This window comes from Leifsonia shinshuensis (assembly GCF_014217625.1).
GTDB classification, from domain to species: Bacteria; Actinomycetota; Actinomycetes; order Actinomycetales; family Microbacteriaceae; genus Leifsonia; species Leifsonia shinshuensis_A.
In genome coordinates this window covers 2,846,611-2,860,016 of the sequence record NZ_CP043641.1, presented here as the reverse complement: position 1 = coordinate 2,860,016, position 13,406 = coordinate 2,846,611, and the positions used below count along the sequence as shown (strand labels likewise).

The 13,406-nt window shown below is 70.2% G+C and carries 13 protein-coding genes; 8 read left to right on the top strand and 5 right to left on the bottom strand.

Annotated elements, in window-relative coordinates; translation table 11 throughout:
- Positions 1 to 60: 60 nt before the first annotated feature.
- Together F1C12_RS13790 and trhO are read right to left on the bottom strand one after the other, a co-directional pair.
- A complete protein-coding gene (locus F1C12_RS13790) occupies positions 61 to 1,644 on the bottom strand; it encodes a Na+/H+ antiporter (RefSeq protein ID WP_258045898.1) in 1,584 nt (527 codons plus the stop codon).
- A gap of 111 nt (positions 1,645 to 1,755) precedes the next feature.
- Positions 1,756 to 2,643 carry an oxygen-dependent tRNA uridine(34) hydroxylase TrhO gene (gene trhO, locus F1C12_RS13785; protein WP_185275516.1) on the bottom strand — a complete coding sequence of 296 codons (888 nt, stop codon included), beginning with the start codon at positions 2,641 to 2,643 and terminating at the stop codon, positions 1,756 to 1,758.
- Between the two features lie 81 nt (positions 2,644 to 2,724).
- Here trhO and F1C12_RS13780 point away from each other — a divergent pair, with 81 nt between their 5' ends.
- Positions 2,725 to 3,513 carry a polyprenol monophosphomannose synthase gene (locus tag F1C12_RS13780; RefSeq protein ID WP_219732615.1) on the top strand — a complete coding sequence of 263 codons (789 nt, stop codon included), beginning with the start codon at positions 2,725 to 2,727 and terminating at the stop codon, positions 3,511 to 3,513.
- 10 nt (positions 3,514 to 3,523) lie between these two features.
- On the top strand, positions 3,524 to 4,054 hold the full coding sequence (locus tag F1C12_RS13775; RefSeq protein WP_185275514.1) for a YbhB/YbcL family Raf kinase inhibitor-like protein: 531 nt from the start codon (positions 3,524 to 3,526) through the stop codon (positions 4,052 to 4,054).
- A 21-nt stretch (positions 4,055 to 4,075) separates the two neighbouring features.
- Here F1C12_RS13775 and F1C12_RS13770 read toward each other — a convergent pair whose 3' ends face one another.
- Positions 4,076 to 4,714 (bottom strand): LysE family translocator, encoded by a 639-nt coding sequence (locus F1C12_RS13770; RefSeq protein ID WP_185275513.1) that lies wholly within the window; start codon positions 4,712 to 4,714, stop codon positions 4,076 to 4,078.
- A 31-nt stretch (positions 4,715 to 4,745) separates the two neighbouring features.
- On the opposite strand from F1C12_RS13770, the gene F1C12_RS13765 reads away from it, so the two are divergent.
- The 3 genes from F1C12_RS13765 to F1C12_RS13755 all read left to right on the top strand — a co-directional run bounded on the left by F1C12_RS13765 (position 4,746) and on the right by F1C12_RS13755 (position 8,406).
- Positions 4,746 to 6,317: an MmgE/PrpD family protein gene (locus tag F1C12_RS13765; protein WP_185275512.1), complete on the top strand. Its 1,572-nt coding sequence runs from the start codon at positions 4,746 to 4,748 to the stop codon at positions 6,315 to 6,317.
- On the top strand, positions 6,317 to 7,216 hold the full coding sequence (prpB, locus tag F1C12_RS13760) for a methylisocitrate lyase (protein WP_185275511.1): 900 nt from the start codon (positions 6,317 to 6,319) through the stop codon (positions 7,214 to 7,216). Before F1C12_RS13765 ends, prpB begins: the two co-directional genes overlap by 1 nt.
- 62 nt (positions 7,217 to 7,278) lie before the next feature.
- Positions 7,279 to 8,406, top strand: coding sequence for a bifunctional 2-methylcitrate synthase/citrate synthase (locus F1C12_RS13755; RefSeq protein ID WP_185275510.1), 1,128 nt, complete (start codon positions 7,279 to 7,281; stop codon positions 8,404 to 8,406).
- Between the two features lie 227 nt (positions 8,407 to 8,633).
- Here the strand turns inward: F1C12_RS13755 and F1C12_RS13750 are convergent, their stop codons facing one another.
- A complete protein-coding gene (locus tag F1C12_RS13750) occupies positions 8,634 to 9,839 on the bottom strand; it encodes an acetyl-CoA C-acetyltransferase (RefSeq protein WP_185275509.1) in 1,206 nt (401 codons plus the stop codon).
- A gap of 130 nt (positions 9,840 to 9,969) precedes the next feature.
- Here F1C12_RS13750 and F1C12_RS13745 point away from each other — a divergent pair, with 130 nt between their 5' ends.
- Positions 9,970 to 10,722, top strand: a complete 753-nt coding sequence (locus tag F1C12_RS13745; protein WP_185275508.1) for a JAB domain-containing protein — start codon at positions 9,970 to 9,972, stop codon at positions 10,720 to 10,722.
- Here the strand turns inward: F1C12_RS13745 and aspS are convergent.
- A complete protein-coding gene (gene aspS / locus F1C12_RS13740; protein WP_219732614.1) occupies positions 10,646 to 11,974 on the bottom strand; it encodes an aspartate--tRNA(Asn) ligase in 1,329 nt (442 codons plus the stop codon). The two genes, F1C12_RS13745 and aspS, sit on opposite strands and share 77 nt — an antisense overlap.
- A 106-nt stretch (positions 11,975 to 12,080) precedes the next feature.
- Between aspS and F1C12_RS13735 the strand changes: the two genes are divergently transcribed.
- The gene (locus tag F1C12_RS13735) at positions 12,081 to 12,788 is read left to right on the top strand and encodes a histidine phosphatase family protein (RefSeq protein WP_185275507.1); all 708 of its coding nucleotides are present in this window, start codon (positions 12,081 to 12,083) and stop codon (positions 12,786 to 12,788) included.
- Positions 12,785 to 13,405 carry a TlpA disulfide reductase family protein gene (locus F1C12_RS13730; RefSeq protein WP_258045897.1) on the top strand — a complete coding sequence of 207 codons (621 nt, stop codon included), beginning with the start codon at positions 12,785 to 12,787 and terminating at the stop codon, positions 13,403 to 13,405. Before F1C12_RS13735 ends, F1C12_RS13730 begins: the two co-directional genes overlap by 4 nt.
- Position 13,406 lies beyond the last annotated feature (1 nt).

The following is a 13,406-nucleotide window of genomic DNA, read 5'->3' as shown; positions in this document are numbered from 1 at the left end:
GCCGTCCCATCGCCACCGCACGCTCACGCCCCTGGCGCGCATTCCGGCGCGCATTCCGACTCACATCAACTTCTTCCCCTCCGTCCCTCCCGCCTTCAACGCCGACTCCTCCGCGTCCAGGAACGCGAGCACCGACCGCACCGCCAGCTCCTGGTACCGCCCTTCCGCCCGCGCCTCCAGGACCGCCTGCCGTTCCGCGACGATCATCGACCGCCGCAGCTTCCGGTACTCGAGCGGAGCCGCCACCTCCGCGTCCGGCACCGGATTCTCGAGCGCCTCGGAGAGGAACACCGCGTTGACCCGCAGACGTTCGATCACCCGTTCGTCCTCCTTGCCGGTCACCTGCGACTCCAGGTGCTCCAGGCCGGCCGCCTGTGCCTCGGCGAGCAGCCGCTCCATCTCCCCGGCCTCCTGCGCGAAGTCCGGGGGCGGCAGCTTGAGCCGACGGATGACCCACGGCAGCGCGAGCCCTTCCAACAGGGTCGCCACCACCACGACGAACGCCAGGAACTGCAGGAACTCCCGGTGCGGGGTGGACTCCGGCAGCAGGAACACCGCGGCGAGCGTCACCACTCCGCGGATCCCGGCGAACGACACAGCGATGCCGGTCGGCCAGGTCCAGCCGCGCTCGCGCAGGCGCTGCGGCCCGTATCGGTAGAGCGCCGTCGTGCCGACCATCCAGAGGAACCGCGCCAGGAACAGCGCCAGCAGCACCGCGATGCTGATCCACACCGTCTGCGCCACCGTGATGCCCGACCGGAACGCCGAGTTCAGGATGCTCGACAGCTCCAGCCCGATGAAGAGGAAGACCGCGTTCTCCAGCAGGAACTCGATCGTCCGCCAGTTGATCGTCTCCGCGATCCGGGCCTCCGCAGTCTGGATCGTCGGAGAGCGGTAGCCGAGGTAGAGGCCCGCGACGACGACGGACAGGATGCCCGACCCGTGCAGGAACTGCGACGGAATGAACGCCAGGTACGGCGTGATCAACCCGATCGAGGTGTCCAGGACGGGGGAGCGGAGCTGCTTGCGGATGAGCGAGAGCACCCACCCCACCAGGAGGCCCATCCCGACCCCGACCACGACGGCGATCACGAAGTCTCCCGCGATCGCCCACGGGTTCACGATGCTGACGATCGCGGCGATGCTCGCGTTCAGCGCCACGAGCGCGGTCGCATCGTTGAGCAGGCTCTCGCCCTCCAGCACGGTGACGAGCCGCCGGGGGAGGTGGACGCGCCCCGCGATCGCCGTCACCGCCACCGTGTCCGTCGGCGCCACCACCGCCCCGAAGGCGAACGCCGCGGCGACCGTGATCGCCGGCACCACCAGCCAGGTCGTGAAGCCGACGACGACCACCGTGAACACCACCAGCCCCACCGAGAGCAGCAGAATGCCGTCGCGCCTGGCGCGGACGTCGACCACCGAGGTCTGGATGGCCGCGGCGAACAACAGTGGGGGCAGCAGCCCGTACAGCACGAGTTCGGGCTCCAGAGCGACCTGCGGAACCCCCGGGATGAACGACGCGATCGCGCCGACGACCACGAGCACGACGGGCGCAGACCAGTTCACGCGACGCGAGAGCCCCGTGACCGTGACCGTGACGACGACGAACGACACGATCCAGACGATGGTGATGACCGGATCCATGGAGTTCATCTTGGCCGCAACGCGAAACGGCCAGCAATGGTTCCCGGCGATCCGTGGAGAAGTCCCCGATCACGCATCCTGTGGAGGACGAAAGGGAGGACTACCCCGCCATCACGCCGCGTGCGCCGCGCACTCCACGGCGTCGCACTCCTCGCACACCACCAGCTGCTCCCGGCACGACAGATCGACGCAGTTCCGCATCCGCGACGTCGCCGCCCCGCACCCCGCGCATCGCCCGAGGACCGCCGCATGATCGGAGAACCGCACAGAGCCGCGCCCGTCGAACACGTAGAGCGAGCCCTCCCACAACCCGTCGTCGCCGAAGCGCTCGCCGTAGCGGACCACTCCGCCGTCGAGCTGGTAGACCTCCCCGAACCCGCGCGACCGCATCAGCCCTGACAGCACCTCGCAGCGGATCCCGCCGGTGCAGTACGTCACGACCGGCTTGTCCTTGAGGTGGTCGTACCGTCCGCTCTCCAGCTCCGCGACGAACTCGCGGGTGGTCGCCACATCGGGCACCACAGCCCCGCGGAACCGGCCGATCTCCGCCTCGAACCGGTTGCGCCCGTCGAAGAAGACCACGTCGTCGCGGGAGCCCAGGAGCGTGTGCAGCGCGTCCGGGTCGAGCCGCTCGCCTCCGCCGACCACGCCCGACTCGTCCACCCGGAGCTCCGACGGCGCCCCGAACGACACGATCTCCTCGCGCACCCGCACCGAGAGGCGCGGGAAGTCGAGCGACGCCCCCGAGGCGTCAAGCCCCGATCCTTCGCTCCACTTCACGTCGAGATCGTGGAACGCCGCGTAGTCCTTCGTCTTCCGCAGATACCGCTTCAGCGCGTCCAGCTCGCCGCCCAGCGTCCCGTTGACGCCGTCCTTCGACAGCAGGATGCGCCCGCGCAGCCCGAGCGCCTCGCACAGGTCGCGCTGCCAGAGCCGCACCGCGTCCGGGTCGGGGAGCGGTGCGAAGGCGTAAAAGAGGAGGACTTTCGCGACGGGCACCGGGGGATGCTAGCAGCGCCGGATGCGAGAACAGACAGATTCGTTCGCCATCCGTTCAGCGGAATAGACCACAGTGGTTGTATGCGAACCATCGTCATCCTGCCCACGTACAACGAGCGGGAGAACATCGGACCCGTGGTCGGACGGATCCGCGCTTCGGCGCCGGAGGTCGACGTCCTCGTGGTCGACGACGGTTCGCCGGACGGCACGGGCCAGATCGCGGACGCGCTCGCCGCGACCGACGCCAACGTCAAGGTCCTGCACCGCGCGGGCAAGGAGGGGCTGGGCGCCGCCTACCGGGCCGGGATGGCCTGGGCGCTCGCCGATGGTTACGACGCTGTGGTCGAGATGGACGCCGACGGCTCGCACCGCCCCGAAGAGCTTCCCTCACTCCTCGCCGGCCTCCGCACGGTTCCGCAGGGCGACGCGGCGGACGGCGCCGACCTCGTGCTCGGCTCCCGCTGGGTCGAGGGCGGCGGCGTGGTCAACTGGCCCGCGCGCCGGCGCTTCCTCTCCAAGGGCGGCAGCACCTACTCGCGCCTCTGGCTCGGCGTCCCGGCGAAGGACGTGACCGGAGGCTACCGCGCGTTCACCGCCGACGCCCTGCGCCGTATCCGCTTCGAGGACGTCGAGAGCCAGGGCTACTGCTTCCAGATCGACATGCTGCGCCGAGCATACGACGCCGGCCTCACCGTCGTGGAGGTGCCGATCACCTTCGTCGAGCGCGAGCACGGGGTGTCCAAGATGAGCGGCAGCATCGTCGCCGAGGCGATGCTGCGCGTCACCGGCTGGGGGATCGCCGGTCTCCCGCGCCGCTTCCGCCGCCGTGCCGTCCCCGCGACCGTGACGGAGACGACGCAGCGGGCGTAGCGTGGGCGGCATGTCGAGAGATCCGCTGGAGCGCTTCGGCGCCGTTCCTCAGTTCACCGTCACAAGCGACGACGTCGCCGACGACCGCAAGCTCGACAGCGCACAGTGGGGCGCGGGCGGAGGCGGTGGCGACGTCTCGCCGCAGCTCTCCTGGAGCGGGTTCCCGGCCGAGACGAAGAGCTTCGCCGTCACCATCCACGACCCGGACGCCCCGACCGGCTCGGGATTCTGGCACTGGGCGGTCTACAACATCCCGGCCTCGGTGACCTCGCTGCCGTCCGGTGCGGGCGCCGAAGGCGGAGCGAACCTCCCGCAGGGCGCCGCCATGCTCTCGAACGAGCTGCGCTCGAAGAGCTTCACCGGCGCGGGACCGCCTCCCGGGACCGGCACGCACCACTACTACGTCGTGGTGCACGCGCTCGACGTCGACCACCTCGACCTCGACCCGGAGTCGACGCCCGCCGTGCTGGGCTTCAACGCGCACTTCCACTCGCTGGGCCGCGCCGTCGTCGTGCCCGTCGCCACGGCCGGCGACATCTAGCCGCGAGCGAGCGCGCCAGCCTCAGTGCTTGTTCCCGGTCAGCGCCAGGATGCCGCCGAGTCCGATCATCAGCACGCCGCCGGTCGCGCCGAGCCGTTCGACCCGCTTCGGTGACCGCCCGAACCATGCCCGGGCGGTCCCCGCAGCGAGCGCCCACACGCTGTCGAACGTCAGCGCCAGCAGCAGGAACACCACCCCGAGTTCGAACAGCTGCGCCGGGATGGCGCCCGCCTGGTAGTTCACGAACTGCGGCAGCACCGCCACGAAGAACACCAGCGACTTGGGGTTGGTCAGCCCGACCAGCATCCCCTCGCCGACGATCCGCCAGTGAGACCGCCGCGGCGGGGTCGCCTCGTGCGTCACAGCCGTGTGCCGTCGGTGCCGGATGGCCTGCACGCCGAGGTACATCAGGTACGCCGCACCCGCGAACTTCACGATCGTGAAAGCCACCATCGACTGCGCGACGAGCGCCCCGATCCCGAGCGACACCGCGACGACCAGCGGCAGCATCCCGAGCGCGTTCCCGAGCACGCTCAGGAGGCCGCCGAGCCTCCCGAGGGCCAGCGACCGCCCGATCACGAACAGCACGCTCGGCCCCGGGATCACGATGAGTGCGATGGACGCGAGCGCGAACGCGAGCAGGGAGGGCGGCGGGACCATAGCAGGAGCGTAGGCGAGGTAGGTTCGTAACGTGAAGCTCCACAACGTTCGTGTGCACAGAAGCGATGAGAACCTCGCCCGTCAGGATCAGCTCGCCTGGAAGATCGCGGAGGTCGCCGCCGACCCGGTGGAGGTCGACTCCGAGGTCGCCGACATGGTCATCAACCGCGTCATCGACAACGCCGCCGTGGCCGCCGCGTCCCTCACCCGCAGGCCGGTCGTCTCGGCGCGCTCGCAGGCGCTGGCCCACCCGCTGCCGGCCGCGCAGCTGGAGGAGCTGACCGCCTCCGCCGATCACCCGCAGGACGGCGCCACCGTCTTCGGCGAGCCGCAGCGGCTCCGCGTCAGCCCGGAGTGGGCGGCCTGGGCGAACGGCGTCGCCGTGCGCGAGCTCGACTACCACGACACCTTCCTCGCCGCGGAGTACTCGCATCCCGGCGACAACATCCCGCCGATCACGGCCGTGGCCCAGCACGCCGCCCGCGCGTACGGGCTGACCGGCCGCGACCTCGTGCGCGGCATCGCGACCGGCTACGAGATCCAGATCGACCTGGCGAAGGCGATCAGCCTGCACGCGCACAAGATCGACCACGTCGCCCACCTCGGGCCGTCGGCGGCGGCCGGGATCGGCACGCTGCTGCACCTGCCGCCGGCGACGATCTTCCAGGCCATCGGCCAGGCCCTCCACACCACGACCGCCACCCGGCAGTCGCGCAAGGGCGAGATCTCCAGCTGGAAGGCGCACGCCCCCGCCTTCGCCGGCAAGATGGCCGTCGAGGCGATCGACCGGGCCCTGCGCGGCGAGACCAGCCCGACCCCGATCTACGAGGGCGAGGACGGCGTGATCGCCTGGCTGCTCGACGGCCCGAACGCCTCCTACGACGTGCCGCTGCCGGAGGCCGGGGAGGCCAAGCGCGCCATCCTCGACTCCTATACCAAGGAGCACTCCGCCGAGTACCAGGCGCAGGCCTGGATCGACCTCGCCCGCAAGCTCCACACGGAGCACCCGGAGGCCGCCGATCCCGAGCGCGTGGAGAGCATCGTCATCCACACCTCGCACCACACCCACTACGTGATCGGCTCCGGCGCGAACGACCCGCAGAAGTACGACCCCACCGCCTCCCGCGAGACGCTGGACCACAGCATCCCGTACATCTTCACCGTCGCGCTGCAGGACGGCGGCTGGCACCACGTGGAGTCCTACCTCCCGACCCGCGCCGCGCGTCCCGACACCGTCGCGCTCTGGGGCAAGGTCACCACGACCGAGGACCCGGAGTGGACCCGCCGCTACCACTCGATCGACCCGGCCGAGAAGGCGTTCGGCGGCCGCGTCGTCATCACGCTCGCCGACGGCCGCGTGTTCGAGGACCAGATCGCCGTCGCCGACGCGCACCCGCTCGGCGCGCGGCCGTTCGCCCGAGCCGACTACGTCGCCAAGTTCCGCTCCCTGGCGGCCGACGTGCTGGAGGAGGCCGAGATCGAGCGCTTCCTCGCGCTGGCCGAGCGCCTCCCCGAGCTGTCCGCCGCCGAGCTCGGCGGCCTCACCATCACCGCGCGCCCCGGCCTGCTTGCCGGTGTCCCCGCGCCGAGAGGACTGTTCTGATGCTGTACTCCTCCTTCCCCGCGCACGAGAAGCGCGCGGCGTTCCGGGCGCGGCTGGCGTCCGGCGAGCTGGTCCGGATGCCCGGCGCCTTCAACCCGCTGAGCGCCCGTCTCATCGAGCGCAAGGGCTTCGAGGGCGTCTACATCTCCGGGGCGGTGCTCTCGGCCGACCTCGGCCTCCCGGACATCGGCCTCACGACGCTGACGGAGGTCGCCGGCCGCTCCGCGCAGATCGCCCGGATGACCGACCTGCCGACCCTGGTCGACGCCGACACCGGCTTCGGCGAGCCGATGAACGTCGCCCGCACGGTGCAGACGCTGGAGGACGCCGGGGTCGCCGGCCTCCACATCGAGGACCAGGTGAACCCCAAGCGCTGCGGCCACCTCGACGGCAAACAGGTCGTGGACGAGGACACGGCGCTCAAGCGCATCCGCTCCGCCGCCGACGCGCGCCGCGATTCCAACCTCCTGATCATGGCGCGCACCGACATCCGCGCCGTGGAGGGGCTGGAGGCCGCGATCGACCGGGCCAAGGCGCTGGTCGACGCGGGCGCCGACGCGATCTTCCCGGAGGCTATGGCCGACCTGTCCGAGTTCGCCGCCATCCGTGCGGCCGTGGACGTGCCGATCCTCGCCAACATGACCGAGTTCGGCAAGAGCGACCTCTTCACCGTCGACCAGCTCCGCGACATCGGCGTGAACATCGTGATCTGGCCGGTCTCCCTGCTCCGCCTGGCGATGGGGGCTGCCGAACGCGGCCTCGACCAGCTCCTCGCGGAGGGCACGCTCGAGCCGATGCTCGGTTCGATGCAGCATCGCGCCGAGCTGTACGACCTGATTGACTACGAGGGCTACAACGCGTTCGACACGTCGGTGTACAACTTCGAGGTGCGCCGCTGAGCTCCGCTCACAGCCGCGTCCAGCACGAGTCACGACCAGCACAGCAGCGAAGGAGCAGCACAATGACCGACCCCGAGATCCACAAGGGCCTCGCCGGCGTCGTGGTGGACACCACGAACATCTCGTCCGTGAACCCCGAGACCAACTCCCTGCTGTACCGCGGCTACCCCGTGCAGGAGCTGGCCGCGAACTGCTCGTTCGAGGAGGTCGCCTGGCTGCTGTGGCACGGCGAGCTGCCGACGGCGCAGGAGCTGGCCGACTTCCAGAAGCTGGAGCGCGGCCTGCGCCGCCTGGACGACCGCACCCGTCGCGCGCTGGACGACATCCCGGCCTCCGCGCACCCGATGGACGCCCTGCGCACCGCGGTCAGCCAGCTCGGCGGCCTCGACCCGACGCTGGAGCAGGAGAACGGCATCCTCGACCCGGAGCTCAACCTCAGCCGCGCCGTCTACCTGTTCGCGCAGCTCCCGACGATCGTCGCCTACATCCAGCGCCGCCGCCGCGGGCTGGACCTCGTGGAGCCGCGCGACGACCTCGACTACGCGGAGAACTTCCTCTGGCTGACGTTCGGCGAGGTGCCGGACGACGTGGTCGTGGACGCGTTCCGGGTCTCGCTGGTGCTCTACGCGGAGCACTCGTTCAACGCTTCCACGTTCACCGCGCGCGTCATCGCATCGACACTCTCGGACGTCTACTCGGCCGTCACCGGAGCGATCGGCGCCCTCAAGGGACCGCTGCACGGCGGCGCCAACGAGGCCGTCATGCACGCCTTCGACGAGATCGGCAGCGCCGACCGGGCCGAGGCGTGGCTGGACGACGCCCTCGCCGAGAAGCGGAAGATCATGGGCTTCGGCCACCGCGTCTACAAGAACGGGGACTCGCGCGTCCCGACGATGCGCGCCTCCCTGGAGACGCTGGTCGAGCACTACGACCGTCAGGACATGCTCGACCTCTACGACGCGCTCGAGAAGGCGATGGGCGACCGCAAGAACATCAAGCCGAACCTGGACTACCCGTCCGGCCCGGCCTACAACTTGATGGGCTTCGACACCGAGACCTTCACCCCGCTCTTCGCCGCGGCCCGCGTCACCGGCTGGACCGCCCACATCTTCGAGCAGTACGCCGCCAACTCCCTCATCCGCCCCCTGTCGCTCTACACCGGCCCCACCGAGCGCCACCTGGACCGCTGACCCCGGCCCAGACCTCCGGCCCCTCTCCGCAGACAAGGGAGGAGATCCGCCCCATCCGGGCCCGGATCTCCTCCGTTGACTGCGTTTCCGGGTTCGGTGCGCCCCGAAGTCCTCCGTTACCGACACGGACCTCCCCTGCAAACAACGGAGGAGACCCGCCCACCTCGGGCGGATCTCCTCCGTTGACTGCTATCTCAGGCCGAACGCGCCCCGAAACTCCTCCGCTCTCACCGCCACAGCAGCAGCGCATCCCCCTGCCCGCCGCCACCGCACAGCGCCACCGCAGCCCGCCCGGCCCCGCGCCGCGCCAGCTCGTGCGCCGCATGCCCCGCCAGCCGCGCTCCCGACGCCCCGATCGGATGCCCGAGCGCGATCGCCCCGCCGTGGATGTTGACCTTCTCCGGATCCACGTCCAGGTCGGCCGTCGACTGCAGCGCCACCGCCGCGAACGCCTCGTTGATCTCCACCAGGTCCAGATCGTCCACGCTCCACCCGGCCCGCTTGAGAGCCGCATTGATCGCATTGGACGGCTGCGAGTGCAGCGAGTTGTCCGGCCCTGCCACCTGCCCGCTCGCCCCGACGACGGCGAGCCACTCCAGCCCCAGCCGCTCGGCGTTCTCGCGCGATGTCAGGATGAGCGCTGCCGCTCCATCGCTGAGCGGCGACGAGTTGCCGGCCGTGAGCGTCCCGCCTTCGGCGAAGCTCGGCCGCAGCTTGGCCAGCACCTCCACGGTCGAGTCCGGGCGCACGCCTTCGTCCGCCGCGACGACCACCGGGTCGCCCTTGCGCTGCGGGATGCTGACCGGCGCGATCTCCTCCGCGAACACCCCGGAGGCCGCAGCCGCCCCCGCGCGCTGGTGCGACGAGGCCGCGAAGGCGTCCTGCGCCTCCCGCGTCAGCCCGAGCTTCTCCGTGTAGCCCTCCGTGGAGGCGCCCATCGAGATCTTGTCGAACGCGTCCGTCAGCCCGTCGTAGGCCGCCGTGTCCAGCGCTTCGAGCGAGCCGTAGGTCCAGCCCTTCCGCGAGCCGGGCAGGATGTGCGGGGCATTCGTCATGGACTCCTGGCCGCCCGCCGCGACCACGGTCGCCTCGCCCGCGCGGATGAGCCGCGCCGCGTCGATCACCGCAGCGAGCCCCGACAGGCACACCTTGTTGATGGTCGTCGCCGGGACGTCCCAGCCGATCCCGGCGCCGATCGCCGTCTGCCGTGCCGGGTTCTGTCCTGCGCCGGCCTGCAGCACCTGACCGAAGATCACGGTGTCGATGTCGGAGGCCTGGATCCCGGACTGCTCGATCGCCTTGCGCAGCGCGACGGTCCCGAGCTGCACCGCTGTCTGGCTGGCGAGCACGCCGGTCACCTTGCCGAGCGGCGTGCGCGCGGCCGAGAGGATGACGACGTCGTTCGGACGGGGTTCGGGGAGGGGACTGGTCATTGCGGGGCGACTCCTTCGTCGGCTGATTCTCTTCATCCATTGTCATCCACAGGCGGAGGCCGCTGGCCAGTTCTCCACAGATTGAGACGATCGGCCACGATCGACCCCCTGCGGTTCCTAGCGTGGACGCATGTCCGAGCCGGAAGAAGCAGAGGAGTCCCTTGCCCATGTACCCAGTCACGACCGCCCACGGGAGCGGATGCGCCGGCTCGGCGTCGGCTCACTCACCGACGACGAAGTGCTCGCCCTCGTCCTCGGCTCCGGCCAGATGGGGCGGAACGTCCTGTCGCTGGCCCGTGCCATCCTCGCGCGCTGCGGTGGATTTCCCGGTCTTGCGACGATGGACTTCGCGCGGCTCGAAACGCTGCCCGGCGTCGGCCCCGCGACAGCCGGACGACTCGTCGCGATCATCGAGATCTGGCGCCGTGCGGGGCGATCATCCGCGTGGACGCGGCTGGTTGACGACGACGCCATCGCGGAGGTCGTCCGGCCCGAGCTGCTGCATCGAGACAGCGAGCGCTTCGTCGTGGTCGTCGCCGATCGCGCCGCCCGGCCGCTGGAGATCGTGCTCATGCGCGACGGAGGCGTGGATGAGCGGGCCATCCAGCCCGCCGACATCCTCCAGGCCGTGCTCACCCGCGGCGGCCGGTCGTTCGCGGTCGCGCACAATCACCCGGCAGGCACGCTCGACGCCTCGGTGGCCGACACCGTCCTCACCCGCAGGCTCTATCAGGCGGCGGCCACCATCGGGCTCCGTTTCCTCGGCCACATCCTGGTGGCCGGCGACCAGTGGACCGCGCTCTCGACTACGGGGTCAGTCGGGTCGGTCCGCGGAAGAGATAGGTCGTCTCGCGCAGGTTGGCGAGATGCAGCATCAGCATGAGAACGCGCGCCAGCCCCATCCCGAAACCGCCGTGCGGGGGGATGCCGTAGCGGAAGGTCGAGAGCACATCCTCCAGCTCCTCCACCGACAGACCCTTCGCTGCGGCCTGCTGCTCGAGGATGTCGACCCGGTGCTCGCGCTGAGCGCCCGTGGAGATCTCGACGCCGTTGAAGATGAGGTCGTAGCTCTTGGTGATCGACGGGTCCTCGGCGTGACGCATGTGGTAGTACGGGCGGATGCTCGAGGCGTAGTCGGTCAGGAAGACGAATTCGTGACCGTAGGTCTCCTTCACATACGCCGAGATGCGGCGCTCGCCCTCCGGGTCCATGTCGTCGTCCGCGCGCGGCACCTCGTAGCCCTGCTCGGCGACGATGCGCTTGGCCTCGGCCAGCGGGATGCGCGGGAACGGCGTGGTCGGCACGGTGACCTCGACGCCGAACAGCGCCTCGATCTCCGCACCGTGCTTCTCCTTGACCGCCGTGAAGCCGGCGACCAGGAGCTCCTCGTGCACCTTCATGACGTCCTCGTGGCTGTCGATCCAGCTCAGCTCGGTGTCGACGCTCGTGAACTCGGTCGCGTGCCGGCTGGTGAAGCTGGGGTCGGCGCGGAACGCCGGGCCGATCTCGAACACCCGGCCGAACCCGGCCGCCTGCGCCATCTGCTTGAAGATCTGCGGGCTCTGCGCGAGGTAGGCCGTGGTCTCGAAGTACGGCAGCTCGAACAGCTCGGCGCGCGACTCGGACGCCGACGCCATGAGCTTCGGGGTGTGGATCTCGATGAAGCCGTTGTCCACCCAGTACTGCCGCATCGCGTGCTCGAGCGTCGTCTGCACGCGGAAGATCAGGTTGTGCTTCGGCTCGCGGAGGTCGAGGAAGCGCCAGTCCATGCGCTTGTCGATGCCGCTGTCCGCGGCGATCGGCGTCTCGGGGATGGCGGCCGTCTCGACTTCGAGGGTGTTCAGCTTGATCTCGATGCCGCCGAGCTTGACCCGCTCGTCGTGCTTGAGCTCGCCCGTGACGCGCACGAACGACCCCTGCGACAGACCGGAGATGGTCGTGGCGGGCTCGTCGGCGACCACGGCGCCGTCCTCGTCGACCGTGCGCGGATTGACGAGCTGCACAGCGCCCGACTCGTCGCGCAGCACGACGAACTGCACCTTCTTCTGGTCCCGGACGGTCTCGACCCATCCGGCGACGCTCACGGGGCCGTCCGGGAGGGCGGCCAGGTCTTTGATCAAAACGCGTGCGGTCACGATCGACAAGCTTACCGCCCGCGCATACCGCCTCCGAGGGCCGGCAGCGGGTCGCGCGCTCCCACGCTCAGTGAATTCAAGGCAAGCCGCTCCGTAGACTGGTGCGGTGGTAGCAAGCCAGGTCCATCTCGTCCGTCACGGAGAGGTGTTCAATCCCGACGGCATCCTGTACGGCAGGCTGCCCGGCTTCGGGCTGTCCAAGCTCGGCCATCGGATGGCGCAGGCCGCGGCCGACGACCTCGCGGCCCGCGACCGGCCGGTCTCCCTGCTCCGTGTCTCTCCGCTGCAGCGCACGCGCGAGTCCGCGGCGCCGATCGCGGCCGCCCTGGGACTGGAGCCGGAGATCGACGAGCGGATCATCGAGCCCACCAACCACTTCGAGGGCACGAACATGCGCCGGGCCCTGAAGAACCCGGTCAACTGGCCGTTCATCGTCTACCCGCCCCGGCCGAGCTGGGGCGAGGCGTACACCAGCATCGAGAAGCGGATGAAGGAGGCTGTCGACTCGGCATTCGACTCGGTCGAGTCGGGCGATGTCGTCCTGGTCAGCCACCAGCTCCCGATCTGGGTCATGCACCTGTCGGCGGCGGGGGAGCGGTTCCCGCACGACCCGCGCAAGCGTCGCTGTGCGCTCTCCAGCATCACCACATTCGAGCGGACCACCGAGCCGGCGCCTGCCCCGCAGCCGCGTCCCGGCGAGGCCGCGGTCCCTGCCGACCCCGACGCCCCGCCCGTCGTGCGCGTGGTCGAGGTCGGCTACGTCGAGCCCGCCGGCAGCCTCATCGGCTCCGCGACCGATGTGGGGGCCGTGTGACCGCCCGCTCCACCACCGTGCGTCGCCGTCTGGCGCTCCTTCTTCCCGCGGCCGCAGCGGCCACCGCGCTCCTGCTCTCCGGCTGCAGCAGCAACGACTCCCTCGCGACCCAGTACCGCTCCGGCAACGGGCAGAACTACATCGCGGGCGACGGCAGCGTCAGCGAGTACGCGGCGGCGAACCGCGGAGCTCCCGTCGCCTTCTCCGGCAAGCTCGCCGATGGAACGACGGTCTCCTCGAAGGATTACGCGGGCAAGGTCCTCGTCGTGAACTTCTGGTACGCCGGCTGCCCGCCGTGCCGGGTGGAGGCCCCTGACCTGGAGTCCCTGTCGCAGAAGTACGCCTCGCAGGGTGTGAGCTTCCTCGGCGTCAACCTCTACGACTCCGCGAGCACCGCGGCCAGCTTCGAACAGGACAAGGGCGTGACGTACCCGTCCGTCCTCGACCGCGACACCGGGTCCGTGCTGCTCGCTTTCAGCAAGACCGTCCCGCCCAAGGCCACGCCGACCACGATCGTGATCGACAAGCAGGGCCGCGTGGCCGCCCGCATCCTCGGCGCGATCCCGGACAAGAGCATCCTCGACTCGCTCATCTCCGACGCCGTGGCCGGGAAGTGAC

What these genes read in the sequence shown, in the direction of transcription:
- F1C12_RS13790 (WP_258045898.1), bottom strand. Translation starts at nt 1,644, where the DNA reads ATGGATCCGGTCATCACCATCGTCTGGATCGTGTCGTTCGTCGTCGTC.
- F1C12_RS13780 (WP_219732615.1), top strand. Translation starts at nt 2,725, where the DNA reads ATGCGAACCATCGTCATCCTGCCCACGTACAACGAGCGGGAGAACATC.
- F1C12_RS13775 (WP_185275514.1), top strand. Translation starts at nt 3,524, where the DNA reads ATGTCGAGAGATCCGCTGGAGCGCTTCGGCGCCGTTCCTCAGTTCACC.
- F1C12_RS13770 (WP_185275513.1), bottom strand. Translation starts at nt 4,714, where the DNA reads ATGGTCCCGCCGCCCTCCCTGCTCGCGTTCGCGCTCGCGTCCATCGCA.
- prpB (WP_185275511.1), top strand. Translation starts at nt 6,317, where the DNA reads ATGCTGTACTCCTCCTTCCCCGCGCACGAGAAGCGCGCGGCGTTCCGG.
- F1C12_RS13755 (WP_185275510.1), top strand. Translation starts at nt 7,279, where the DNA reads ATGACCGACCCCGAGATCCACAAGGGCCTCGCCGGCGTCGTGGTGGAC.
- F1C12_RS13750 (WP_185275509.1), bottom strand. Translation starts at nt 9,839, where the DNA reads ATGACCAGTCCCCTCCCCGAACCCCGTCCGAACGACGTCGTCATCCTC.
- F1C12_RS13745 (WP_185275508.1), top strand. Translation starts at nt 9,970, where the DNA reads ATGTCCGAGCCGGAAGAAGCAGAGGAGTCCCTTGCCCATGTACCCAGT.